We start from the raw sequence: 21,818 nt of genomic DNA, 5'->3' as shown, positions 1-21,818 counted from the left end.
GCGGGTCCGCCGCCGAACCCCCGGTTCAGGGAAGCTGGCCGCACCAGGCGAGGGCGCGGCGGACGAGCCGGCCGTGGCCCTCGGACATCTCGTCGGCGATGTGCGGACTGGCCGCCTCCGCCGGCGAGAGCCACGCGAGGTCGAGCGCGTCCTGGGCGGGTGCGCACTCGCCGTCGCACGGCACCACGTAGCCGAGCGCGACCGCGTGCTGGCGTGGGTCGTGGAACCCCCGGCCCTCCTCGGGGAAGTACTCGGCGACCGTGAACGGCGCGATCCCGGGCGGCAGTTGCGGTGCCGACTCCGCGCCGAGGTCCTTGGTGAGGTGCCGCCACAGCGCGTCGCGCAGGGTCTCGCCGTACATCACCCGGCCGGAGACCACGGCGCGCGAGACCTGACCGTCGGGCTGGGCGCGCAGCAGCAGCCCGACCTTGAGCACCCGCCCGAGGTGATCGACGCGCACCGGTACGGCTTCGACGTAGACCATCGGGACCTGGCGGCGCACGTCCTGCAGGGTGTCCTCGTCGAGCCAGGCGGGATCGGTCTCGGTGAGATCCGACGTCGACATGGGCAGCTCCCCGTTCGCTCGGGTGTCGGTCGAGATGCCGGACGTCGGCGCCGGGGCGTCGACCGTGACGACGGGCGACGGGCGATGGCGACGGTGTCCGGTCCAACCGGGCGAAGCGGACCCTTGGGACAGCGCCCGCCCGGCGGCATGGGCACGGTAGCCGGGACGGGGCGGCTCGCCGACCGGCGTCCGGCCGGTCGGTCCGGCGCGTGGCGCCGGGACCGCCGGGCTTCCACGCTGGAGCGACGCCGCCAACGGTGCCCCTGCGACGTCCCGCTGCAGACGGCAGGGCGCGCGAACCCTACGGGAGGACCCGCACGTGAGACCGTTCCACCGATCCGGCCACCGTGCTCTGGCCGCGGGTGCCGCCGCGGCGCTGGTGCTGGCTGCCTGTGGGCAGGACGACGCCGAGCAGGACACCACCACGACGCCGACCGAGCAGGACGACACCACCGAACCCGAGGACAGCGAGCAGGTCGCGCTCCCCGACGGCGTGTTCGGCGACCAGTGCCAGGAGATCCTGGCTGCGGCCGACACCGAGAGCGGCGTCGGGGCCGCGACCGAGGGCGACCCGGACGGTGCGGCCGACGACGCGACCGGTGACGAGGCCGGCACGGACGCCGACGCCGACACCACCGACGACGCGCCCGGAGCGGACGACGCCACCGATCCCGACAGTGACGACATCGTCGGCACCGACGAGGCCGGCCCCGACGACGACCTCGAGGTCGAGGCGGACACCGAGTCCGACGACCCGGGTGGCACCGCCGGGGACGAGGACGCGACCGCCGACACCGACGACGGCACGGGCGCGGACCCCGACCCCGGCGCGACGGGTGGGTTCGGCGAGGAGCAGCTCGCCGAGATGACCCTGCTCGAGGTCGTGCAGGCATTGCCGGCGCTGTCGCAGCTGGCCGGCATGCTGACCACGCAGGATCTCGGCATCGACCTCGAGGGTGCTCAGGCCACCCTGTTCGCCCCCAACGACCAGGCCTTCACCGGCTTCGACTCGCCAGGTGTCGCCACCGAGGATCCGGGGACGGACGCGGCCGACGACGGCACCGACCCGGACGACGCGGACACCGGGGAGACCGGCGTGACCGACGACACCGGGGTCGGCACGGACCCCGACGCGGCCACGACGGGCAACACCGTGAACATCCTGCGCTACCACGTCCACGACGAGGGTGCCCTGAGCGCCCAGGACCTCGTCGAGCAGGAGACGGTCTCCACCGTCCTGGGCACCCAGGCCGACGCCCAGGCCGGCGACGACGACGCGGGCGACGACGACACGACCGCAGCCGGCGACGAGTTGACCGTCACGGCCGTCGACGACACCGTCTCGGTGGAAGCCGCCCAGAACGGTGCGACGGTCGTGTGCGCCAACATCCAGACCGCCGACGGCATCATCCACGTGGTCGACGAGGTCCTGCTGCCCGACACCGCCGACGGCGCCGACGGCGCCGACGACGAGGGCGACGCCACGGAGGGACAGGACGCGGCCGAACTCGGCTCGGAGCCGGACGCCGGTGCCGACACCGGGCTCGACCTCGAGGACGAGGCCGAGACCGGCACCACCTCCGACCCCGGCACCGAGAGCGGCGTCGACGGGGTGACCGAGGGCGACACCGACAGCGGCGTCACGGGCTGACCCACCGATGTCTCGCCGACGCGCAGCGGCCGGCCGTCCCGGCCGGCCGCTGCGCCGTGCGCCTCGCCGGCCGCTGGGCGGTGTGCGTGGCGGGGCGTCGTCACTTCGGCTCCCGATCGCGGTGTCGAGCGGGATCCTCGCCTGGTCGGCGTTCGCCAACCTCGTCCTCGGGGACCGGGCGTACGTGTCGCGGAACCTGGTGTTGACGCTCGGTCTGTGGTTCGTGGCCCGGCGGAGCGGGTTCGGGGCCGCGGAGTTGGGCGTGCACACGGGGCCGGCAGCGGTGCGCGGACTGCGCGTCGGGCTGGTGTCGCTGGCGGTGATCGCCGCGGTCGTGGCGCTGGGGGTGTCGGTGCGCGAGCAGGTGCCACTGATCTCGATGCTGCTCGGTGACGTCCGGGCCGACCTCGACGGCGGCCGCCTGGCGTACGCGGTGCTGGTGCGGATCCCGTTCGGCACGGCTCTGTTCGAGGAGTTCCTCTTCCGCGGACTGCTGCTGGCCCTGCTGCTGCGCACGATGTCGGCACGCGCCGCCTGGATCTGGGCCGCGGTGGTGTTCGGGCTGTGGCACGTGCCCCCGACGCTGGCGACGTTGCGCCTCAACGGCGTCGCTCCGCTCGGTGGTGACGGGCTGGCGGCCATGGTCGGCGCGGTGGTGGTCACGACGGTGGCCGGACTCGGGTTCACGGAGCTGCGCCGCCGTGGTGGCGACTCGCTGCTGGCCCCGATCCTGGCCCATTGCGCCACCAACGGGGCGGGACTGTTGGCGGCCGCCGCGTCCCGCGGTGGCTGAGAGTTCGCGGGCGTACGTGGAGCGGCTCGCCGGTTCCCGCAACGGCCACCGTCCATCGGGCAACGTGTCGTGGCGGCGGGACGGCCGGGTCGGCAACCCTCCGGACCGAACGGAGCCCCGCTCCGGCACCTGCCCCTGCCCGGCACCTGCCCCCTGCCCGAGGACTGTCGTGGATCCGATGCTGCTGCTGGTCGCCGTCGTGGTCGTCGTGGTCGTCGCGATCGCGGCGCTCGTCAGCGGTCGCCGTCGACGCGACGCGTCGCTGGAACCGGTCGCACTCGGCCCGAGTTGGCGTCCCCCCGAGCACGAACGGGAGGGGGAGCGGCCCGACACCGCCTATCCGGAGGTCGACGTCGAGGAGCAGGCGGCGTTCATCGCCGAGCGCACCGATGCGCCGCGACCGGTCATCGACGAGGTCGTCAACGCCTGGAACGAGTACCTGTCCGTGATCGGTCTGGCGCAGCTGCCCGCCACCCACGACTACCGGATCTACGACCCGTACAACCCGCCGGTCGCCCGCCGTGGGCCCGACGGCGAGCCGGTCGCGGATCCCGAGCGGGTCGCCCGCGACGTCGGGATGCGCACGACCATCCTGGAACGTGACGCCGCCACGGTGCTGGAGGCCGAGCTCGCCTACCTCGAGCAGGCGGACCTCCTTCGCTGACCTCCGCCGGGATGCCGGCCCTCGACCGGGGCCTGCCGGCGGGATCGCTCGTCAGCGTAGGAACCCGGCGGCAGCCCTAGTAGAGGAACATGGGCTTGTCGACGACGGTGCGGACGGTGGGGCGGTAGGCCTCGGCGTCGTAGAGCGAGGCGACGTCGACACGTTTGACACCGCGGTCGATGACGTCGAGGGGGACGTCACCGTAGGTGCCCGACTGCAGGCCGACGAGGCGACCGCGTTCCTCGTCGAGGGTGAGGTCGCCGGCCATGACGGCGAAGTTGGTGGCGACCATGAGGTCGAGGGAGTCGGGGCCGCCGGATCGCATGAGGTAGCCGAGGCTCTGGACGATGACGTCCTGGCCCGTGAGGTGGGTGATGAACGCGCCGGTGGCGGCGCCGATGGTCTCGCGGGGGCCGAGCGGGTCCGCGACGTCGGGGATCTCACCGGTCATGTAGGCCCCTTCCGAGACGGTCACCATCGCGTAACGGCTGGGGTTGCGTCGTCGGTCCTCGACGAGCAGTGCGGCGAGCCGTTCGGGGTCGAAGGGGACCTCGCAGATCAGGGCGCGGTCGACGCTGGCGAGGTAGGCGGACACCAGCGAGGTCTCGCCGGAGTGGCGGCCGAACAGTTCGACCACGGCGATGTGTTCGTGGGAGCCGGTCGAGGTGCGCAGCTGGTGGATGAACTCGACGCTCCGGGTCACGGCGGTGGAGAAGCCGAGGCAGTAGTCGGTGCCGTGGACGTCGTTGTCCATGGTCTTGGGCACCCCGACGATCGGGACGCCTTCGTGGTGCAGGCGCAGCGCGTAGGAGAGGGTGTCGTGACCGCCGATCGCGACGAGCGCGTCGAGCCGGAGCGCGTCGACGACCCGCAGCACGTGGGGGGTGAGGTCGTAGGGCCCGTCGCCGAGCTGGCGTCCGGCGAGGAACCACGGCACCTCGAAGCCCTGGACGCGTGAAGGGTCGACCCGCGAGGTGTGCAGGACGGTGCCGCCGCTGCGGTCGATGGTGCGGACGCGTTCGCGGTCGAGCGTCACCAGGGTGCGCTCGGCCGATGCGTCGGGCTCGTCGGGGTCGTAGTCGAGCAGGCCGGCCCAGCCGCGTCGGATGCCGACGACCTCGTGTCCGTCGTGCGCGACCCGTTCGACGAAGGCCTTCAGGCAGCGGTTGGTGCCGGGGACGTCGCCCCCGCCGGTCAGGATGCCGATCCGCACGGGCAGACCTCCTCGACGCGTGTGGCGCTCAGGCCCGGCCGGTGGGGGGGACCGCGTCCCGGTAGGCGTCGGCGAGCGCGACGTAGCCGGCGACGTTCGGTCGGGGGATCTCGGGGACGGGGCGTTCGACGACCTTGGCGGGTATGCCCATGGCGATCGTGCGCGGCGGCACCGAGGTGCCCTCGGTGACGACGGCACCGGCGGCGACGACGGCACCCTCGCCGATGACCGCACCGTTCATCACGACGGCGCCCATGCCGATCAGGGCGTCGTCCTCGACGGTGCAGCCGTGCAGGACGACGCGGTGGCCGACGGTGACGCGGTCGCCGAGGGTGACGGGATAGGCCGGGTCGGCGTGGACCACCGTGAGATCCTGCAGGTTGGTCTCCTCGCCGATGGTGATGGGCGCCAGTTCCGAGCGGACCACCGTGCCGAACCAGATCGACGACCGCGCGCCGACCCGGACGTCCCCGGCGACGGTGGCGGTGTCGGCCACGTACGCCGTGGTGTCGATGCGGGGGGTGTGGCCGTTGACCTCGAGTACGAGCGCTGCCATGGCTCTCCCTATCTCGCGTGTCCGAGACGCCAGTTGGCGCGTCCGGTGTCGTCGAGGCCGACGAAGCGGACCTCGATGGCGGTGCCGAGCCGCCAGGGCCCGGAGGTGGTGGTCAGTCCGTGTTCGTCGACCTCGAGGCGGCCGCGCTCGCGTGGCGGGAGGTCGAGCGCCCGCTCGGCGGTGACGAAGCCGGACACGCCGATCCGCGGCAGGCGGATACGCAGGCCGTTGGTGGTCAGTCCCGTGACGACGGCCGGTTCGGGCCCGTCGAGGAAGCCGCGGTCGAGCAGGCGGGACCACAGGTCACCGCGTTCGCGGGCCTGCAGGAAGTTGATGGCCCCGGCACGGTGGTCGATCCAGACGGCCAGGCCGCGGAGGTCGTCGACGGTGAGCGGCGCCCGTCCTCCCGCGAGCACGGCCCGGATCTGCCGGTGGACGGTCAGGTCCGCGTACCGCCGGATCGGTGAGGTGAAGTGGCAGTAGGCGGCCGCGGCCAGGCCCTGGTGGGCCGAGGGGTCGGGTTCGTAGGTGGCGCGGGCGGTCGAGGAGGTGGCGGCGGCGACCAGCAGGTCGCGGTCCTCGGTGCGGCCCTCGGCCGCGAGCCGGTCGACCTCGGCGAGCACGTCGGCGACGACGGCGTTCTCGTCGGCGGCGGTGACCTCGGCGGCGGTGACCTCGGCGGCGTCGTCCGCGGCACCGGACACGCCGAGTGACGGTACGACGGCGCCGGCCAGTCGTGCGGCGGCACGCAACCGCTCGCGCCGGTCGGGGTCGATGCCCACGTGGGCGCGATAGAGCGCCGGGACGTCGTTGGCGACCAGCCAGCCGGCGACCTGTTCGTTGGCGGCGACCATCAGCCGCTCGATCAGCCGGTAGGCGGCGGCGTGGGGTTCGGCGACGACGGTGGTGAGCTTGCCGTCGACGACGGCGGGACCGACCTCGACGGGGGCGAACAGGTCCTCGAAGGTGGTGCGGGTGTCGCGTTCGACGCCGAGCCGTCGGGCGGTCTCGACGATGGCGTCGAGGACCGGGCCGACCTCGTCGGTGCGGTCACCGGCGAGGCGGTCGACGCCGGCGCGCTCGCCGTCGAGCCAGCCTTCCACGGCGGCGTAGGTCAGCTTGGCGGCCGAGCGGATGGTGGCCAGTTCGAGCCGTGGTGCGCCGAGTTCCCCCGCGGCCGACACGTCGAAACGCACCGAGAGCACGCGCCGTTCGACACCGGGCAGCAGCGAGAGGGCGTCCTCCGACAGCGCCGGGTCGAGCATCGGGGCGTTCGCGCCGGAGGCGAGGTAGGCGCTGGACGCGACCGTGCGCGCGTAGAGGTCCGCCGGGGAGCCGATCGCGACCGTGCCGGCGGCGTCGGCGATGTGCACCGCGAGCTCGACGGGGGCGTCGTCACCGTTCCACCGGGCGGAGACGGCGTCGTCGAGATCGCGGGCGCCGGCGTCGTCGATGGTGACGCACACCTCGTCGGTGCGGTCGACGACCTCGAGACCGGCGCCGGGCACGTGACCGTCGACGGCGAGCCCTTCGGCGCCGCCACGACCGCCGCCGGCGAGCAACCCGACGACGCGGGTGTGGGTGGCCTCGGTCGTGGCGGGGTCGAGCCCGGCGGCGGACGCGCCGCCGGGGACGAGTCCGGGAGCGGCGCGTCCGAGTGCGACGACCACGGCGGCGGCCCGCACCGCCTGCGGCGAGCCGACGACGTGGGGGCCGGCGACCAGGGCGCGGCCGACGGGTGCACCGTCCTCGTCGTCGACGAGCAGCACGACGATCTGCCGTCCGAGCGCGGTCTGCAGCCGGGGGGCCAGGGACGGGTCGAGGCGGATCCAGCCGCCACCGAGCGACGGGTCGGGTTCGAGGACGAGCCGGCCGGGGCCCTGCTGGACGCGTCCGACGAGCATGCGACGGGCCCTGGCGACCAGGGACATCTCCGTGACGCTCGCGCCCTTGTCGTCGAACGCCAACGTGGCCTCGACGAGATCGTCGGCGACGAACCCGGACGCGACCGGGGGCGGGACGAAGGCGGAGTCGAACGGGCGCGCGGCCCCGTCGGCGTCGGTGCCGGTGAGCTCGACGGCGGTGATGCCGTCGGCGGCGACGGGGGTCGCGAAGCCGAAGCCTCGAGGGTGGGGGCGGTAGCGGGCGCGGACCTGCACGGCGGTGGGGACCTTCGTCGTCGGCGGTGTCGGACGGTGGCGCAGTGTGGCACCTAGGCGTCACGGGGGAGCAACCGGGGGACCGGCCGATCGCGCGCGCGGGCGGTCACCGCGTCGAGCGCGTCCCGGTGGGTCCCGGGCCAGTAGACCCGATCGCAGCCGGTGCACCGCGTGAAGCGGTCCTGGCCCTCGCGCACGCGCGGGGGCAGCCGGTCGGCCACCTCGGCCTTGTCGACCGGCGTGAGCGGCGCGTTGCAACGGATGCACCGGGTGCCCGCCCGCACGCGCGGCGCGAGGGCGTAGCGTTCGACGACCTCGAGCAGCTGCAGTTCGGGGTCATGGGCGCGGGGCACGTAGCCGTGCACGACCTCGCGACGCATCAGCAGCCCACGGTCGCGGCTGAGCAGGATCCGCGGTCCGGTGGCCGAGATCCGGGCCAGTTCGCGGTCGTCGGCCGCGGAGCGCCACCAGGTGTCGAAGCCGAGCCAGCGCAGGCGTCGTGCCAGTGTGCCCAGGTGCACGTCGAGGACGAACCGCCGCGGCTCCGGCGGCGCGGGGAACAGGTCGCGGTCGGCGGGCGGTCGCAGCGCCGCGAACGGCGGGTAGACCGCGAGGCGCTCGCCACCGTGGACGCGGTGGTCGAAGCCGACCGGCGTGCCGTCGACGACGAGCAGCCCGACTTCGACGTGCGGGACACCGATCGATTCGACGACGTCCTTGACCGACCGCGGCGCACCGATCGGCACCGGCTGCTCGGCCTCGCCGCTGAGATCGACGAGGCCGGCGTAGCAGCGCACCTCGACGCGTGGCGTGTCCACTCCGGGGACGCGTCAGTTCTCGTAGATCCCGACGACGCGGTTCTGCTCGAGGATCGCGTCCCCGTAGGTGTCGAGGAACTCCCGTCGGCTCGGCGTGCCCTCGACGGCGCGGGTGAGCGCGTACACCCAGAAGTAGTAGTGGTGCGGGCCGTGACCGGCGGGCGGCTGGGGGCCGCCGTACCCGGTCGAACCGAAGTCGTTGGGACCGGGCCGGTACTGCTCGTCGGCACCGGGTGCGATCTCGGTGGTGTCGGTCGGGATGCCGTACAGCGTCCAGTGGGTGAAGCCGTCCGGCAGCGGCGCGTCCGGGTCGTGGCAGACGACCGCCAACTCGACGGCGTCGTCGGGGACACCGCTGACGTGCAGGGCCGGTTGGTGGTTGTCCCCGTCGTTGGCATGACGGTCCTCGAGTCGGTCGAGGTGCTCGAACTCGGGGCTGGAGACGGCGAGGTCCTGGATGTTGAGGCCCATGCTGGCTGACTTCCTGTCGGGTCGGGGACGGGTCGGCTCGGGACGGACACCGCCACGCTAGGCCGCTCGGCGCGACGCGGGGCGGCCGGGCGGTCCCGGACGTACGGCCGAGCCGACCGGCCGTTCCGACGACGCCGTGGCGGACTTGTGCCGTTTGACAGGCGGAAGTCGGGGCTGGTTGGCTGGCCGACATGGAGCCTGCCCTCGCCGTCGGCGTCGACCTCGGTGGTACGAGCCTGCGGGTCGGACTCGTCGGGCACGACGGCGGGGTCCGTCGGCTGGAGGCCGAACCGACCCACCCGGGCGGCGCCGAGGCGGTACTGGCGCAACTGTGCGTGATGGTCGCCACGGTCGCGGGTGACGCGTGGGCGCAGGTGGCCGGCGTGGGCGTCGGGATCCCGGCCGCGGTGTCGCCGAGCAGCGGCGTGGCCACGCTGGCACCCAACGTGCCCGGTCTCGCCGGGAGGGACGTCGGGGCCGAGCTGACCCGTCGCCTGCACCGTCCGGTGGTGGTCGACAACGACGTCGCGATGGCGGTCCTGGGGGAGCGCGCCTGTGGTGCGGCCGTCGGGGTCGACGACGTCGTGCTGCTGTCGCTGGGGACCGGGGCCGGCGCCGGCATCGTCAGCGGTGGTCGGCTGGTGCGGGGGGCGACGGGCGCGGCCGGCGAGGTGGCCGAGCTCCCGCTGCCCGCTCCCGCGACCGGCCGGGACGGGGCCTGGTTCGAGGCCGCCGTGGGGACGCCGGCGCTGACCGAGCTCGCCCGACGCAGCGGTCTGCCGGGTGTCCCGGCGTTGTGCGACGCGGCGGGGGCCGGCGAGGCGTCGGCCGTGGCCGGTCTCGACCGGTGGGCCGCGACGGTCGCCGAGGGGGTGCTGGTCCTGCTGGCCGTGCTCGACCCGGCGCTGATCGTGCTCGGTGGCGGCATCGGACGACGACCCGAGGTGGTCGCTGCCGTGGGCGCCGCACTCGCCGAGCGGACCTCGCGGGCCCCGCGGGTCGTCGCCGGTCGACTCGGTGACGCGGCCGGGGTCGTCGGTGCCGCCCTGCACGCCGTACCCTCCGCGGGGTCCGCCCTCGTCGAGGGGGCCCGTCAGGAGCCGTAGGTGAGCACCGAGGCACAGCCGCAGCCGCGCCAGCGGTCGTCGGCCGAGCGCATCGCCCGCGCCGTCCTGCGGGTCGAGAACACCGAGCCACGGGCGCTGATGCCCATGAAGGGCTCGCTGGTCCTCTCCGCGATCCGCTGCGTGATCACCTACGTGCTGATCCCGGCGCTCGCTCCCCTCATCAGCGGCATCAACGTGCTGGCCACGCCGTTGTCGCTGCTGCTCTCGGCCGTCGCCGGCGTCATGGCCGTCGTGAGTCTGCGGCGCGTGTGGATGGCCGACTGGAGCGGCAAGTGGGGCTACACCGCGTTCGCGGTGGTCGTCCTGGTGCTGATCGTGGTCGTGATGGCGTTCGACGTCGGTCGCCTGCTGGCCTGAGCTGAGCCCACCGCTGCGGCTCAACCGGCGGCGTCGGTCCGTGTCCAGGCCGACAGGGGCCAGCCGATGGCGTCGAGCAGGTCCTCGAGTCGGTCGACGACCTGCACGGCCGTGGCACGGCGATCGCGTCCGGCCGGCACGTCGCTGCGCAGCACCGTGGAACTCGAGCTCCGGGTGCGCTGCCACACGCCGCGGAGTCCGGCCGCGTCCAGTGCCCGCCGGGCCCGGCGGGTCGAGCCGCGGACCGCGAGCGCGACCACCGGCACGCCACGGTCGTCGGTGGCGGGTGCGACCCGCAGCTCGGCGGTGAGGTCGCCCGCGAGCAGTCGCGCCACGCCGTTGGTCCGGGCGCCCGGTGCTCGGCTGGTGGCCACCAGGGGCCGCAACGGGGCGACGATCGGCGGGCCGTCACGCGGGCCGTCACTCGGGCCGTCACTCGGGCCGTCACTCCGGCCGTCACTGGGGCCGCCCACGAGCCACACGGCGGCGCGATGGCGGTCGAGACGCCACTCGCCCGCGTCGACGTCGGTGTCCCACACCACGCTGGCGAGATCGGCCCGGTCGGGATCGCTCCATGCCGCCTGCGGCCGGGACGGCCGGCCCGGCACGAGGGCAGGTGGTGGCGGGGCGCCGTCGCAGAGACGCTCGTAGGCCTGCTGGAGCCGGTGGAAGGTGGCGGCATCGCCACCGAGGTCCGGGTGGTGTTCGCGTGCCAGCCGCCGGTAGGCCCGCTTGATCGACTCGTCGTCCGCCGTCCCCGACAACTGCAGCACGCGCAGCGCCTCGGTGCGGGTCGGGCGGGTCACGGGGTGGTCCTCGTTGGCACGGGGGACGTTCGACGTCGACGGGCCGCAGCCTACGACTAGCGTGGCGGAGAGATCGGTTCGGGAGCGCGGGATGGACGCAACGAGGACGCCGGCTGCGGACCTGGTGACGGGCGCGGACCAGCAGCCGGAGGCGCAGGACGCCGCCGACGCCCGCCGGTTGTGGGCCCGCCTCGAGGTCGTGCACACGGTGGTGTACTTCTCCCCGGTCGTCGCCGACGCGCACGCGCGGGTCGGTCTCGAGCCGGGCCTGATGGCGTACACGGCGGCGCGGGTGGGGCCACTGGGGCCGGTCGGTCCCCGGACGGCCGCCGCGGTGTTCTACGGGTTCTCGCCGACGGCGCTGGCCGAGGTGCTGCCGTCGGCCTGGGAGTGGGCGACCCCCGACGAGGTCGTCGAGGCCACCCGGGCCGCGGTGACCCGCACGTTGGCGCCGTTCGCCGAGGGCCTCGAGGACGAGGTCGTCCGCGCGGCGGAGCTGGCGCGACAGGCCGCAGAGCTGCAGCCGCTCGCCGGACGTCCGATGGCGGCGGCGCGCAGCGAGCTGGCCTGGCCCGACGAGCCGGTGTCGGCGCTGTGGGAGGCGGCCACCCGCATCCGTGAGGCGCGCGGTGACGGGCACGTCGCCTGCCTGGTGGCCGCGGACGTGGGCGGCATCGAGTCGCACCTGCTGCCGCGCGGGGACGGCGAACGTCTGCGCGCCGTGCTCGGCCCGCGTCGCGGCTGGCGCGACCCGGAGTGGGACGCGGCGCTCCGGCGGTTGCAGGCCCGCGGGTTGTTGGACGCCGATGGTGCGCCCACCCCGCGCGGTGCGGCACTGCACGCCGAGATCGAGCAGCGCACGGACCGGCTCGCCGCGGCGCCCTGGACGGCCGTGGGGACGGCGATCACCGGGCAGCTCGAGCAGGCGCTGGATCCGCTGGTCGAGCGCCTGTGCGCGTCGGGCCTGCTGCCCGGCGTCGTCACCCGCCGGATCACCGGGTGAGGTCGTCCCCGGCGGGTCGTGGGCCGCCGCCGCCCAGTCCGGCCAGCACCGCCACCGCCGACGGGCCGAGCCGGTCGATCGCGTACCCGCCCTCCTGCAGTACGACGGTCGGACGTCCGAGCGCCGCGAGCGCGGCCCCGATGCGCGCAAAGGCGTCGGCCGAGAGGGACAGGGAGCCGATCGGGTCCTCGGCGGTGGTGTCCAGGCCGAGCGAGACGACGACGGTGGCGGGGTCGAACGCGTCGACGGCCTCCAGCGCCAGCCGCAGCGCCTCGAGGTAGGCATCGTCGTCGGTACCGGTCGGCAGCGGCAGGTTGAGGGTCGTTCCCCGACCCCGGCCGGCGCCGCGTTCGTCCGCGAACCCGGTCAGGTACGGGAACAGCTCGGCCGGATCCCCGTGGAGGGACACGTACTGCACCTGCGGGTCCTCCCAGAACACGTCCTGGGTGCCGTTGCCGTGATGCACGTCGAGGTCGAGCACCGTGACGCGGCCGGCGGCCGTCAGCCACCGGGCGGCCACCGCAGCGTGGTTGAACAGGCAGAAGCCACCGAAGTAGTCGGCACCGGCGTGGTGACCGGGCGGGCGGGTGAGGCCGTACACCGCCGGGGCGCCCTCGGCCACCAGCGCGGCGGCGCTCAGCGCGACGTCCACGGCCGCCCGCCCGGCCGCGAAGGAGCCTTCGACCAGCGGTGTGGCCGTGTCGAAGCACCACCAGCCGGGCTCGGCCAGCGGCGAGGTCGGGCGCCGACCGCCGCCGCCCATGCGCGGGTGACGGAAGGTGTCGGCGATCATGACCGGCGGACCGCCGGCGGCCCGCCAGGCGGCGTGACCGTCGCGCAGGAACGCCACCAGGTCAGGATCGTGCACGGCCAGCAGGGGAGCGTCGTCCCAGGCGCTGGCCGGCAGGCGCGGATGGCCGGCAGCGGCGAGCGCGTCACCGATCGCCTCGAGTCGTGCGGGTCGTTCCCACACCGGTGACACCGCCCGACCCGCGTTCAGCTCGAACGGCGGGTCGTGGCGGTGATGGGTGTCGTCGACGACGACCGGGACCGGGCCCGGTGCCGCGTCGCTCACGGGGAGGCGGGCCGGCCGTCGGACACCTCGCCGCTGGCGGTCGAGCCGCCGCTGGGCGGGTTGGGGGTGTCGGCGGCGTGGGTCTGCAGTCGCGTCCCGCTCCCCGGCGTCGGTGGGGGCCCCGTGTCCGGCGGCGACGCGGGCGTCGGCGGTGGCACCGTGCCCTCGGCCTCCGGCGCGGGCGGCGGACCCCACAGGTCGTTCTCGTCCGCCCGGTTGCGCAGCTGGCTCCACACGGCGAACGTGGCGGATGCCAGCAGCACGACGATCGCGAGCTTGCGACCGAGACCGCCGCCACCGCCGTCGTCGGGCTCCACGACGCGCGGGCGGACCGGCGGGGAGACCTCGGCGACCGCGGCGGGCAGGTGGCTGGCCACGGCCCGGGCCATGCGGTCCGCCTCCCGCTCGAACTTCTTCTTCTGCTTGCGCTGCTGCTGCAGGGTCGAGATCGCGCCGATCAGTCCGAGACCGCCGACGGCAGCCCCGCCGACCGCACGGGCCTGGCCGATCAGGGTGTCGCGAGGCGGTACCCGAGCCTCGAGCGTGGCGAGGTCCCGGTCGATGCTCTCGCGCAGTTCGCGGACCTGCCGCAGGGCGTCGTCGGCGTCCTCCGCGGGTGGCAGCTGCGCGCGTTCGTTGACCCGCTGGGCCTCGGCCTTGGCGGCCTCGAACTCGTGCTGTGCCTTGGCGACACCGTCCTGCACCTGCCGCTTGACGCGCTGTGCCGCGTCCCCGGCGCTCACGACGGCACCTTCTGCTTGGCCCAGGCCACGGTTTCCTCCACCGACGTCTTGGTCCGTTCCGGCGTGTTGGACGGCTTCTTGAGCTTGCGCACGCCGATCATGCCCAGGATCGCGGCCAGCAGCACGTACACGCCGGTCACGATCAACCAGGCTGCCCACTCCGGCAGGACGAGCTCGAGTGCCTTGGCCCCGGTCACCCCGACGAAGCCGAGGATGAACAGCCCGAACACGCCGGCGCCGACGAACATGCCGACGGCGGTGACCCGCGCGACGACGATCTCCGTGATCTCGAGCTTCGCGAGCTCGATCTCCTTGGTGACCAGCGCCTGTCCGTTGGCGGTCAGGTTGCGCAGGACCTCCGAGGTCGCGCGCGGGTCGTCGTCCCGGTCGGGCCGTCGGGGTGGTGGGCTGCCGCCCGCCGCGTAGTCGTGGGACACGCTGGATCTCCTCGTGCGTTGGCCGCAACCCTAGGTCAGCCGGCGGCCGTTGCGGCACTGTCCACCCCGTGCACAAGGTCGGGGAGCGAGCCAAGCCGCTCGGGCGACCGTCAGCGGTAGTACACGCCGATGCGGTCGCCGGCCAGCTCGTGGACGGCCACCTCGACGTCGAACACCCCGTGCAGCGTCGTCGGGTGCATCAGCTCCGCGGGCGGCGCGTCGGCGACCACCGCGCCGTCGCGCATCGCCACGATGCGGTCGGAGTGGCACGAGGCGAAGTTGAGGTCGTGGATGACCAGCACGACGGTGCGTCCGAGTTCGTCCACGGTCCGGCGCAGCAGCCGCATCATCTGCACGGCGTGGCGCAGGTCGAGGTTGTTCAGCGGTTCGTCGAGCAGCAGGTAGTCGGTCTCCTGGCACAGGATCATGGCCACGAAGGCGCGCTGGCGCTGTCCACCCGAGAGCCGGTCGAGCTGGCGGTCGGCGTAGGGCGCGAGCTCGAGGAAGTCGATCGCCTGCTCGATGGCACGGTGGTCGTCGGCGGTGAGGCGTCCCTTGCTGTGGGGGTAGCGGCCGAAGGTGACCAGCTCCCGCACGGTCAGCCGCACCGACAGGTGGTTGTCCTGGCGAAGGATCGCGAGCCGCCGGGCGAGGGTCTCGCCGGGGGTGGTGGCGACGTCGAGCCCGTCGACGTGCACCGCGCCGGCGTCGGGCTCCAGCAGTCGGCTGACGATCGACAGCAGCGTGGACTTGCCCGCGCCGTTGGCCCCGATGATCGAGGTGATGCCGCCGCGCGGGATCGTCAGGCTCACGTCGTCGACGACCGTCTGGTCGCCGTAGCGCTTGGTGACGTTGCGGACCTCGATCATCGGCGGGCCTCCCGCAGCAACAGGGCGAGGAAGTACACGCCCCCGATCAGGTTGACGACGATGCTGATGGCGGTCGCGTAGCCGAGCACCCGCTCGAGCACGAGCTGCCCGACGAGCAGGGCCACCACGCCGAGCAGGGCGGCGCCGGGCAGCGTGTAGCGGTGCGCCGAGGTTCCCAGCAGCTGCCGGGCGAGGTTGGCGACCAGCAGGCCGAAGAAGGTGATGGGCCCCACCAGCGCGGTGGCGACGGCGACCAGGACCGCGACGGCGGCGAGCTGACGGTCGACGGCGCGGCGGTGGTCGACACCGAGGTTGAGGGCGTGTTCGCGGCCGAGCGCGAGCACGTCGAGGCTGCGGCGGGTGGACCAGACGTAGGCGCTGACGAGCGTCACCAGGGCGGCCGAGATCCACAGCAGTCCGGTGTCGACGGTGTTGAAGCTCGCGAACAGCCGATCCTGCAGGGTCTGGAACTCGTTGGGGTCGATCAGCCGGTTGATCAGGTCGCTGCCACTGCTGAACAGTGTGCCGAACACGATGCCGGCGAGCACGAGCGCGAACAGGTCGCGGCTCGAGCGCCCGAACAGGCAGCGGTGCAGCACCAACGCGAAGGCGACCAGCACCACCGTCTCGACGACGAAGCGCACCTCGACGCCGACCGCGACGACCGCGACGGTGCCGAAGGCGTAGACGGCCAGCGACTGCAACAGCACGTAGAGGCTGTCGAACCCCATGATGCTGGGCGTGAGGATGCGGTTGTTGGTCACCGTCTGGAACGAGACGGTGGACACCGCGACCGCGACGGCGACCAGCGTCATCGCCGCGACCTTGCGGGCACGCAGCCGCACGGCGAACTCCCACGAGCCGGTGACGTCGACCAGCAGGAACGCCGCGGCCGCCGCGAGGGCGGCGAGGGCGAGCCCGACGAGCAGTCGCCGTTGTCGAGCCGGCGAGGAGGTCGGCGCCACGGGCGGCGCCGTGTCGGTCGGGCGGGTGTCGAGACGGACGGGGGCGCTCATGCCTCGCGGCTCCGCAGCAGCAGCACCAGGAAGATCCCGCTGCCGGCGACACCGGCCACGGTGCCGACGGGGATCTCGTAGGGGTGACGGATCAGGCGGCCGACGACGTCGCAGGCCAGGACGAAGCCGGCCCCGGCCAGCGCGGTCACCGGGACGGCGCGCCGCAGGTGGTCGCCCATCGCCATGGTGACGAGGTTGGGCACGATCAGTCCGAGGAAGGGGATGGCCCCGACGACCACGACGACGACCCCGGTGACCGTGGCGACGATGGCCAGGCCGAGGTTGAGCACGCGCTCGTAGGACAGCCCGAGGTTGACGGCCACCTCGCGTCCCATGCCGGCGACGGTGAAGCGGTCGGCGTAGACGTAGGCGACGGCGGTGACGGCCAGGGCGAGCCACAACAGCTCGTAGCGGCCACGCAGCACGCCGGAGTAGTCGGCCGTCGTCCACGAGCCCAGCGTCTGCAGCAGGTCGAAGCGGTAGGCCACGAAGGTGGTCAGCGCGCGGATGACCCCGCCGAACATCAGTCCGACCAGGGGGACCAGCAGGACGTCGCGGAAGGTGATGCGTCGCAGCAGACCGAGGAACACGGCCGTGCCGGCGAGGGCGAACAGTACGGCGATGGCCATCTTGCCGACCAGCGGCGCGCCGGTGAAGAACAAGGTCGCGACCAGGATCCCGAGGCTGGCCGACTCGACCGTGCCGGCGGTGGACGGCGCGACGAACCGGTTGCGGGCCAGGTGCTGCATGATGAGCCCGGCGACGCTCATGGCCGCGCCCGACAGCAGGATCGCCGCCAGCCGCGGCAGTCGGCTGGCGAAGAACAGCAGCACCTGCTCCTCGTCGGCCCGGAGGAGTGCGCCGGGCGTCACCGAGCTGACGCCGACGAACAACGAGGCCGTGCCCGCGACGGCGAGCACGGCGAGCGCGACTCCCAGGTGCCACGGCTGCACGCCGCCGACGGGTGGCAGCGGCGGCGGGGCGTCCCCGGCCGGCACCGCCCGGCGGTCGGGCAGCGGCGGCCGACCGGTCGTGCGGGTCTCCGCACGACCGGCCGGCGCCGGGGAGGGGGGCTGGCGCGTCACGAAACGGCGGCTTCGACCGTGTCGATCATGTTCTGCACCGAACGCAGCCCGGTCGGGACGATGTACCAGTCGAACCCGTCGAGGTAGGTGACCTCGCCCTGCTGCCACGCGGTGGTCCGGGCGACCAGCTCGTTGTCGAGGACGACCTCGGCGGCGTCGCCGCTCTCGCCGATGGTGGCGTCGCGGTCGAGGACGAACAGGTGGTCGGGGTCCTGCTCGAGGATGAACTCGAACGAGACGGCATCACCGTGCGGGGCGTCGCTGAGGTCCTCGGCCGCCGGGGCGACCCCGAGCTCGTCGTGGATCAGACCGAAGCGCGAGCCGGGGCCGTACGCGGAGACCTCGCCCCCGGTGGTCAGCAGGATCAGGCCCGTGCCGGCCTGCTGCCCGAGCGTGCCGACCTCCTCGATGCGGGCCTCGATGGCTGCCAGCTCGTCGGCGACGCGGTCCTGCTCGCCGAAGATCTCGCCGATCACCTCGAGCCGGTCGCCGAAGCTGGTCAGGAAGTCGGTGTTGTCGACGCTGAGGTCGATCGTCGGGGCGATCTGCGCCAGCTCGGGCAAGGTCTCCGCGGAACGGCCGCCGACGATGATCAGGTCCGGCCCAAGGGCGTTGACGGCCTCGTAGTCGGGCTCGAACAGGGTGCCGACCTTGGCGTAGGCGTCGTCGGCGTAGGAGCTCAGCCGCTCGGGCAGCCGCGTGTCGGGCAGGCCGGCGACCTCCACGCCCAGCGCGTCGAGGGTGTCGAGCGCTCCGAGGTCGAACGTGACGACGGTCTGCGGGTCGAACGGCACCGTGGTCTCGCCCTGCGCGTGGGCGACGGTCACCTCGTCGGGGGTGTCCGCGCCATCCGCGGCGGGCGCGTCCGTGTCCGCCCCGTCGGCGGGATCGTCGGTGGCGGCCTCGTCGGTGGGGTCGGTGCTGGCCGCGGGGGCGGTGGCGTCGGCACCGCCGCAGGCGGTGAGCGCCAGCGCGCCGACGGCGGCGAGTGCGAGGGAGCGGACGGGCAGGCGTCGTCGGTGCACGGATGTCTCCTGGTGCGGGCGGGGTGGGTCGGGGCGCGGACACGGCGCGGAAAGAAAGGCTCACCGAAGTAAGCTAAGGGAAACCTTAGCCAAACTTAGGCACCTGGGTCCGTGGTGTGCAAACCGACCGCTCGAACCGGCCGCCGCCGGCGCTCGGACCTCGGCGGGGCCGAGCGTTGGCACCCCGCGGTGTCGACTGCCAGCCGGGCTACCCTCGTCCTGCCCAGTCAGCCGTGCCCGAGCCCGTCGTCGTGGCACCCGACCGAGGAAGGAGGGCGGATGAGCGAGCGACGCGAACGGACCCTGCACGTGGAGGTCGCGGTCCCGGGTGGCCCCGGCGCCGCGGTCGGTGACGTCGCGGCCGCGCCGTCCGACGCCCTCGACGAGCGCAAGCTCGCCGTGCTGCGGGCCGTGGTCACGGAGTACGTCTCCAGCGGTGAACCGGTCGGCTCCAAGCGGGTCGTCGAGGTGGCACAGCTGTCGGTGTCGGCCGCCACCGTGCGCAACGAGATGGCGGCGCTCGAGGAGCTCGGCTACATCCGCCAGCCCCACACCTCGGCGGGCCGGGTTCCGACCGACCGCGGCTACCGGTGTTTCGTCGACGACCTCGCCGACCGCGCCGACCTCGACGACCAGCGTCGCGAGCTGATCGGTGAGCTGCTCGGTTCCGCGCGCGACGTCGAGGACCTGCTCGCCCGCACCACCTCGGTCCTCTCGCAACTGACCCGGCTGGTGTCGTTGGTGATCGCCCCGGCGATCGACTCGTCGTCGCTCAAGCTGGTCGAACTCGTCGGCCTCGGGCCGACCTCGGCGTTGCTGCTGCTGGTCGCCGACACCGGTCGGGTCGACAAGCGCAACGTCGACCTGCCGCCCGGCACCACCGAGCCGCAGCTGGACCGGGTGCGCGTGGTGCTCGGCGAGCACGTGCGCGGCCGGCGGCTCGGCGACGTGCACGCCATCCTGACGGGCATCGTCGAGGACGCGCCGGCCGACCTGCGTGACCTGGTGCAGGCGGTGGCCGACGCGACGGCCGAGGACCTCGCCGAGGAGACCGTGCACCACGTCTTCGTCGGTGGCCAGGCGACCCTGGCGGGGGAGGAGGCCTTCGAGCGCGACCAGCTCTCCCGCGTGCTGCAACTGCTCGAGGAACGTGCCACCCTGGCCCGCCTGTTGCACCAGGGCACCGCCGCCGACGAGCAGATGGTGCGCATCGGCCGCGAGAACGAGGTCGAGGACCTGCGCGCCACCTCGCTGGTCGCCCAGCGCTACCGGCTGGTGACCGCCGGCTCGCTGGGCGTGCTGGGTCCGACCCGGATGGACTACGCGGGCGTGCTCGCCACCGTGCGGGCCGTGGCCGACCAGCTGCAGGCCTCGCTGTCCGACCTCTCGCGCTGACCCGCGGCGGCGCTACGACCGCCCCGCCGAACCCTGCCTCCGAACGAGACGAGTCGACGAACCGTGCCCGACCTCTACGACCTGCTCGACGTCCCGCGCGATGCCTCCGCCGAGGACATCAAGCGCGCGTACCGCCGCCAGGCGCGCCAGCACCACCCCGATGCGGGTGGGGACGAGGAGACCTTCAAGCAGCTGACCCACGCCTACCAGGTCCTGTCCGACCCGCAGAAGCGGGCCCGCTACGACCGGTTCGGTGACGACGGCACCCCGCAGTCCCGTGGCGCCGGCCAGGACCCGTTCGGCTTCGGCGCCGGTGGGGGCTTCGGTGGCATCGGCGACGTCATCGACGCGTTCTTCGGCTCCGCCTTCGGGGGCGCCAGCGCCGGTGGGGGCGGCGGCCGCAACCGGCAGACGCCGGGCCGGGACGTGCTGGTCGGCGTCGAGCTCGAGCTCGAGGACGTGGTGACCGGCGTGCACCGCGAGGTGGTCGTCGAGGTCGCCTCGGCCTGCGAGCTGTGCGGCGGGTCGGGATCGGCCAGCGGGCGGCCGCCGGGCGCCTGTGGGACCTGTGGCGGCAGCGGACAGGTGCAGCGCGTCGTGCGGACCGCCTTCGGCCAGCTGGCGACCGCGGCTCCCTGCACCACCTGTGAGGGCAGCGGACGTCGGGTGGCCGACCCCTGCACCGGCTGCGGGGGCGAGGGGCGCCGTGCGCAGCGCCGGACCCTGGGGGTCGACGTCCCGGCGGGGGTCGACGAGGGCGACCGGCTGCGCGTCGCCGGGGCCGGCGAGGCCGGTCGTCACGGCGCACCGGCCGGAGACCTGTACGTCGAGGTGCGCCTCGCCCCGCACGACTGGTTCGAGCGCGAGGGGCGCGACCTGGTGGCAGAGATCACCGTGCCGGTCACGCAGGCGGCGCTGGGCGGCACCGTGCGGGTCCCGACGGTCGACGGCGCCGAGGTCGAGATCGAGGTGCCCGCCGGTACCCAGTCCGGCGACGAACTGCTCGTGCGACGCGCCGGGTTGCCGAGCTCCGCCTCCGGCCGTCGCGGCGACCTGCGTCTGGTCGTGCGGGTGGAGACGCCCACCGGCCTGTCGGCCGAGCAGCGGCAACTGCTCACCGAGCTCGCCGAACTGCGCGGCGAGGATCTCGCCGCGGACGGACGTTCCCTGTTCACCCGGCTGCGCGACGCGTTCCAGCGGTGAGCGCCGCCGTCGGGATCCACCGGGCGACGGTACGACCGTGAGCCTCACGCCGTTCCTGCACGTCGACACCCCTCTGCGCGAGCGTCGTGCCGGGGACGAGATCGTGCTCGACGCCGAGGTGCGCCGACACGTGCGAACGGTTCTGCGCCTGGCGGAGGGGGCGGAGTGCCGGGTCGCCGACGGTGCCGGTGCCTCGGCGCCGGCGGTGCTGCTCGGTGAGGGAGCCCGGCTGCGGGCCGACGCGACCTACGAGCCCCCGCCGACCCCGCGCCTGGTGGTGGCACAGGCGCTGGCGAAGGGACGCAGGTTCGACGACGTCGTGCGCGCGGGGACCGAGCTCGGCGCCGACGCCTTCGTGCCGGTCGTCGCGACCCGCAGCGTGGTGCGGCTCGAGGGGAAGGCCGATCGGGTCGTGGCGCGCTGGGACGCGGTCGCCCGTGCGGCCGCCGAACAGTCGCGTCGGCGTCACCGGCCCCAGGTGTCGTCGCCCCGGACGGTCGCCGAGCTGGCGGAGCAGGTGGGCCTGTTGGTCGCCCATCCCGGCGGCGCGCCGTTACCCACCGTGGTCACAGAACTGCGTGGCGTGGAACAGTGCGTCGTCGCGGTCGGACCCGAGGGCGGCTGGACGGACGCGGAGGTGCGCGATCTGCTCGCCCGCGGCGCCCGGACGGTCGGTCTCGGCCCGAACGTGCTGCGTACCGAACACGCCGCAGCGGCGGCCCTGGCGGTGCTCGGGGCGTGCACGGGCCGCTGGGACGTGGCAGCCGGACCCGCGGACTGAGCCGGC

General features: G+C 74.0%; 23 protein-coding genes. 9 read left to right on the top strand and 14 right to left on the bottom strand.

The genetic code is table 11. The annotated features are described in order from the left end of the window. Positions 1-25 precede the first annotated feature (25 nt). The gene (locus ELR47_RS13140; protein ID WP_130650308.1) at positions 26-565 is read right to left on the bottom strand and encodes a DUF4916 domain-containing protein; all 540 of its coding nucleotides are present in this window, start codon (positions 563-565) and stop codon (positions 26-28) included. 319 nt (positions 566-884) lie between these two features. Here ELR47_RS13140 and ELR47_RS13135 point away from each other — a divergent pair, with 319 nt between their 5' ends. From ELR47_RS13135 to ELR47_RS13125, 3 genes are all read left to right on the top strand, one after another. Continuing rightward, positions 885-2,216: a fasciclin domain-containing protein gene (locus ELR47_RS13135; protein WP_130650307.1), complete on the top strand. Its 1,332-nt coding sequence runs from the start codon at positions 885-887 to the stop codon at positions 2,214-2,216. A gap of 121 nt (positions 2,217-2,337) precedes the next feature. Then, positions 2,338-3,009 (top strand): CPBP family glutamic-type intramembrane protease, encoded by a 672-nt coding sequence (locus tag ELR47_RS13130; protein ID WP_205745246.1) that lies wholly within the window; start codon positions 2,338-2,340, stop codon positions 3,007-3,009. Between the two features lie 169 nt (positions 3,010-3,178). Beyond that, positions 3,179-3,673, top strand: coding sequence for a hypothetical protein (locus ELR47_RS13125; protein ID WP_130650305.1), 495 nt, complete (start codon positions 3,179-3,181; stop codon positions 3,671-3,673). A gap of 76 nt (positions 3,674-3,749) precedes the next feature. Here the strand turns inward: ELR47_RS13125 and ELR47_RS13120 are convergent, their stop codons facing one another. Genes ELR47_RS13120 through ELR47_RS13100 form a run of 5 tightly spaced genes read right to left on the bottom strand, consistent with a single transcriptional unit; the run spans position 3,750 to position 8,890 of the window. Then, positions 3,750-4,886 (bottom strand): 6-phosphofructokinase, encoded by a 1,137-nt coding sequence (locus tag ELR47_RS13120; protein WP_130650304.1) that lies wholly within the window; start codon positions 4,884-4,886, stop codon positions 3,750-3,752. Between the two features lie 28 nt (positions 4,887-4,914). Then, entirely contained in the window at positions 4,915-5,442 is a 528-nt protein-coding gene (locus ELR47_RS13115) for a gamma carbonic anhydrase family protein (protein ID WP_130650303.1), read from the bottom strand. Between the two features lie 8 nt (positions 5,443-5,450). Next, positions 5,451-7,601: a ribonuclease catalytic domain-containing protein gene (locus ELR47_RS13110; protein ID WP_130650302.1), complete on the bottom strand. Its 2,151-nt coding sequence runs from the start codon at positions 7,599-7,601 to the stop codon at positions 5,451-5,453. A 53-nt stretch (positions 7,602-7,654) separates the two neighbouring features. Continuing rightward, complete coding sequence (locus tag ELR47_RS13105) at positions 7,655-8,419, bottom strand: Mut7-C RNAse domain-containing protein (RefSeq protein ID WP_130650301.1); 765 nt, start codon at positions 8,417-8,419, stop codon at positions 7,655-7,657. A gap of 12 nt (positions 8,420-8,431) precedes the next feature. Further along, positions 8,432-8,890, bottom strand: a complete 459-nt coding sequence (locus ELR47_RS13100; protein WP_130650300.1) for a YbhB/YbcL family Raf kinase inhibitor-like protein — start codon at positions 8,888-8,890, stop codon at positions 8,432-8,434. 191 nt (positions 8,891-9,081) lie between these two features. On the opposite strand from ELR47_RS13100, the gene ELR47_RS13095 reads away from it, so the two are divergent. Beyond that, positions 9,082-9,996 carry an ROK family protein gene (locus ELR47_RS13095; RefSeq protein WP_130650299.1) on the top strand — a complete coding sequence of 305 codons (915 nt, stop codon included), beginning with the start codon at positions 9,082-9,084 and terminating at the stop codon, positions 9,994-9,996. Continuing rightward, positions 9,997-10,374: a hypothetical protein gene (locus ELR47_RS13090; RefSeq protein ID WP_130650298.1), complete on the top strand. Its 378-nt coding sequence runs from the start codon at positions 9,997-9,999 to the stop codon at positions 10,372-10,374. It begins immediately after the preceding gene. A 20-nt stretch (positions 10,375-10,394) separates the two neighbouring features. On the opposite strand, the gene ELR47_RS13085 is transcribed toward ELR47_RS13090, so the two are convergent. After that, positions 10,395-11,180, bottom strand: a complete 786-nt coding sequence (locus ELR47_RS13085) for a J domain-containing protein (protein WP_205745245.1) — start codon at positions 11,178-11,180, stop codon at positions 10,395-10,397. A 91-nt stretch (positions 11,181-11,271) separates the two neighbouring features. Here ELR47_RS13085 and ELR47_RS13080 point away from each other — a divergent pair, with 91 nt between their 5' ends. Further along, the gene (locus ELR47_RS13080) at positions 11,272-12,183 is read left to right on the top strand and encodes an SCO6745 family protein (protein ID WP_130650297.1); all 912 of its coding nucleotides are present in this window, start codon (positions 11,272-11,274) and stop codon (positions 12,181-12,183) included. Here ELR47_RS13080 and ELR47_RS13075 read toward each other — a convergent pair. The 7 genes from ELR47_RS13075 to ELR47_RS13050 all read right to left on the bottom strand — a co-directional run bounded on the left by ELR47_RS13075 (position 12,173) and on the right by ELR47_RS13050 (position 18,433). Continuing rightward, positions 12,173-13,258 (bottom strand): histone deacetylase family protein, encoded by a 1,086-nt coding sequence (locus ELR47_RS13075; RefSeq protein WP_165404069.1) that lies wholly within the window; start codon positions 13,256-13,258, stop codon positions 12,173-12,175. The genes ELR47_RS13080 and ELR47_RS13075 overlap by 11 nt on opposite strands. Further along, positions 13,255-14,001, bottom strand: coding sequence for a hypothetical protein (locus ELR47_RS18415; protein WP_165404068.1), 747 nt, complete (start codon positions 13,999-14,001; stop codon positions 13,255-13,257). Before ELR47_RS18415 ends, ELR47_RS13075 begins: the two co-directional genes overlap by 4 nt. Beyond that, entirely contained in the window at positions 13,998-14,438 is a 441-nt protein-coding gene (locus tag ELR47_RS13070) for a phage holin family protein (RefSeq protein WP_130650295.1), read from the bottom strand. The genes ELR47_RS18415 and ELR47_RS13070 overlap by 4 nt, the downstream gene beginning before the upstream one ends. A gap of 110 nt (positions 14,439-14,548) precedes the next feature. Continuing rightward, the gene (locus tag ELR47_RS13065; protein WP_130650294.1) at positions 14,549-15,307 is read right to left on the bottom strand and encodes an iron ABC transporter ATP-binding protein; all 759 of its coding nucleotides are present in this window, start codon (positions 15,305-15,307) and stop codon (positions 14,549-14,551) included. Next, positions 15,304-16,323 carry an iron chelate uptake ABC transporter family permease subunit gene (locus ELR47_RS13060; protein WP_130650293.1) on the bottom strand — a complete coding sequence of 340 codons (1,020 nt, stop codon included), beginning with the start codon at positions 16,321-16,323 and terminating at the stop codon, positions 15,304-15,306. Before ELR47_RS13060 ends, ELR47_RS13065 begins: the two co-directional genes overlap by 4 nt. Further along, positions 16,320-17,294: an ABC transporter permease gene (locus tag ELR47_RS13055; protein ID WP_370469429.1), complete on the bottom strand. Its 975-nt coding sequence runs from the start codon at positions 17,292-17,294 to the stop codon at positions 16,320-16,322. The genes ELR47_RS13060 and ELR47_RS13055 overlap by 4 nt, the downstream gene beginning before the upstream one ends. A gap of 110 nt (positions 17,295-17,404) precedes the next feature. Then, a complete protein-coding gene (locus ELR47_RS13050; protein WP_205745244.1) occupies positions 17,405-18,433 on the bottom strand; it encodes a siderophore ABC transporter substrate-binding protein in 1,029 nt (342 codons plus the stop codon). 279 nt (positions 18,434-18,712) lie between these two features. Between ELR47_RS13050 and hrcA the strand changes: the two genes are divergently transcribed. The 3 genes from hrcA (at position 18,713) to ELR47_RS13035 (ending at position 21,812) form a co-directional block, all read left to right on the top strand. After that, a complete protein-coding gene (hrcA, locus tag ELR47_RS13045; protein ID WP_130650292.1) occupies positions 18,713-19,828 on the top strand; it encodes a heat-inducible transcriptional repressor HrcA in 1,116 nt (371 codons plus the stop codon). Positions 19,829-19,891: 63 nt separating this feature from the next. Beyond that, entirely contained in the window at positions 19,892-21,031 is a 1,140-nt protein-coding gene (gene dnaJ / locus ELR47_RS13040) for a molecular chaperone DnaJ (protein ID WP_130650291.1), read from the top strand. A 37-nt stretch (positions 21,032-21,068) separates the two neighbouring features. Then, entirely contained in the window at positions 21,069-21,812 is a 744-nt protein-coding gene (locus tag ELR47_RS13035) for an RsmE family RNA methyltransferase (protein ID WP_165404067.1), read from the top strand. Positions 21,813-21,818 lie beyond the last annotated feature (6 nt).

The sequence above is a fragment of the Egicoccus halophilus genome, assembly GCF_004300825.1.
Lineage (GTDB): Bacteria > Actinomycetota > Nitriliruptoria > Nitriliruptorales > Nitriliruptoraceae > Egicoccus > Egicoccus halophilus.
The sequence above is the reverse complement of the archived record's forward strand: the minus strand, read 5'-3'. Positions and strand labels throughout refer to the sequence as shown.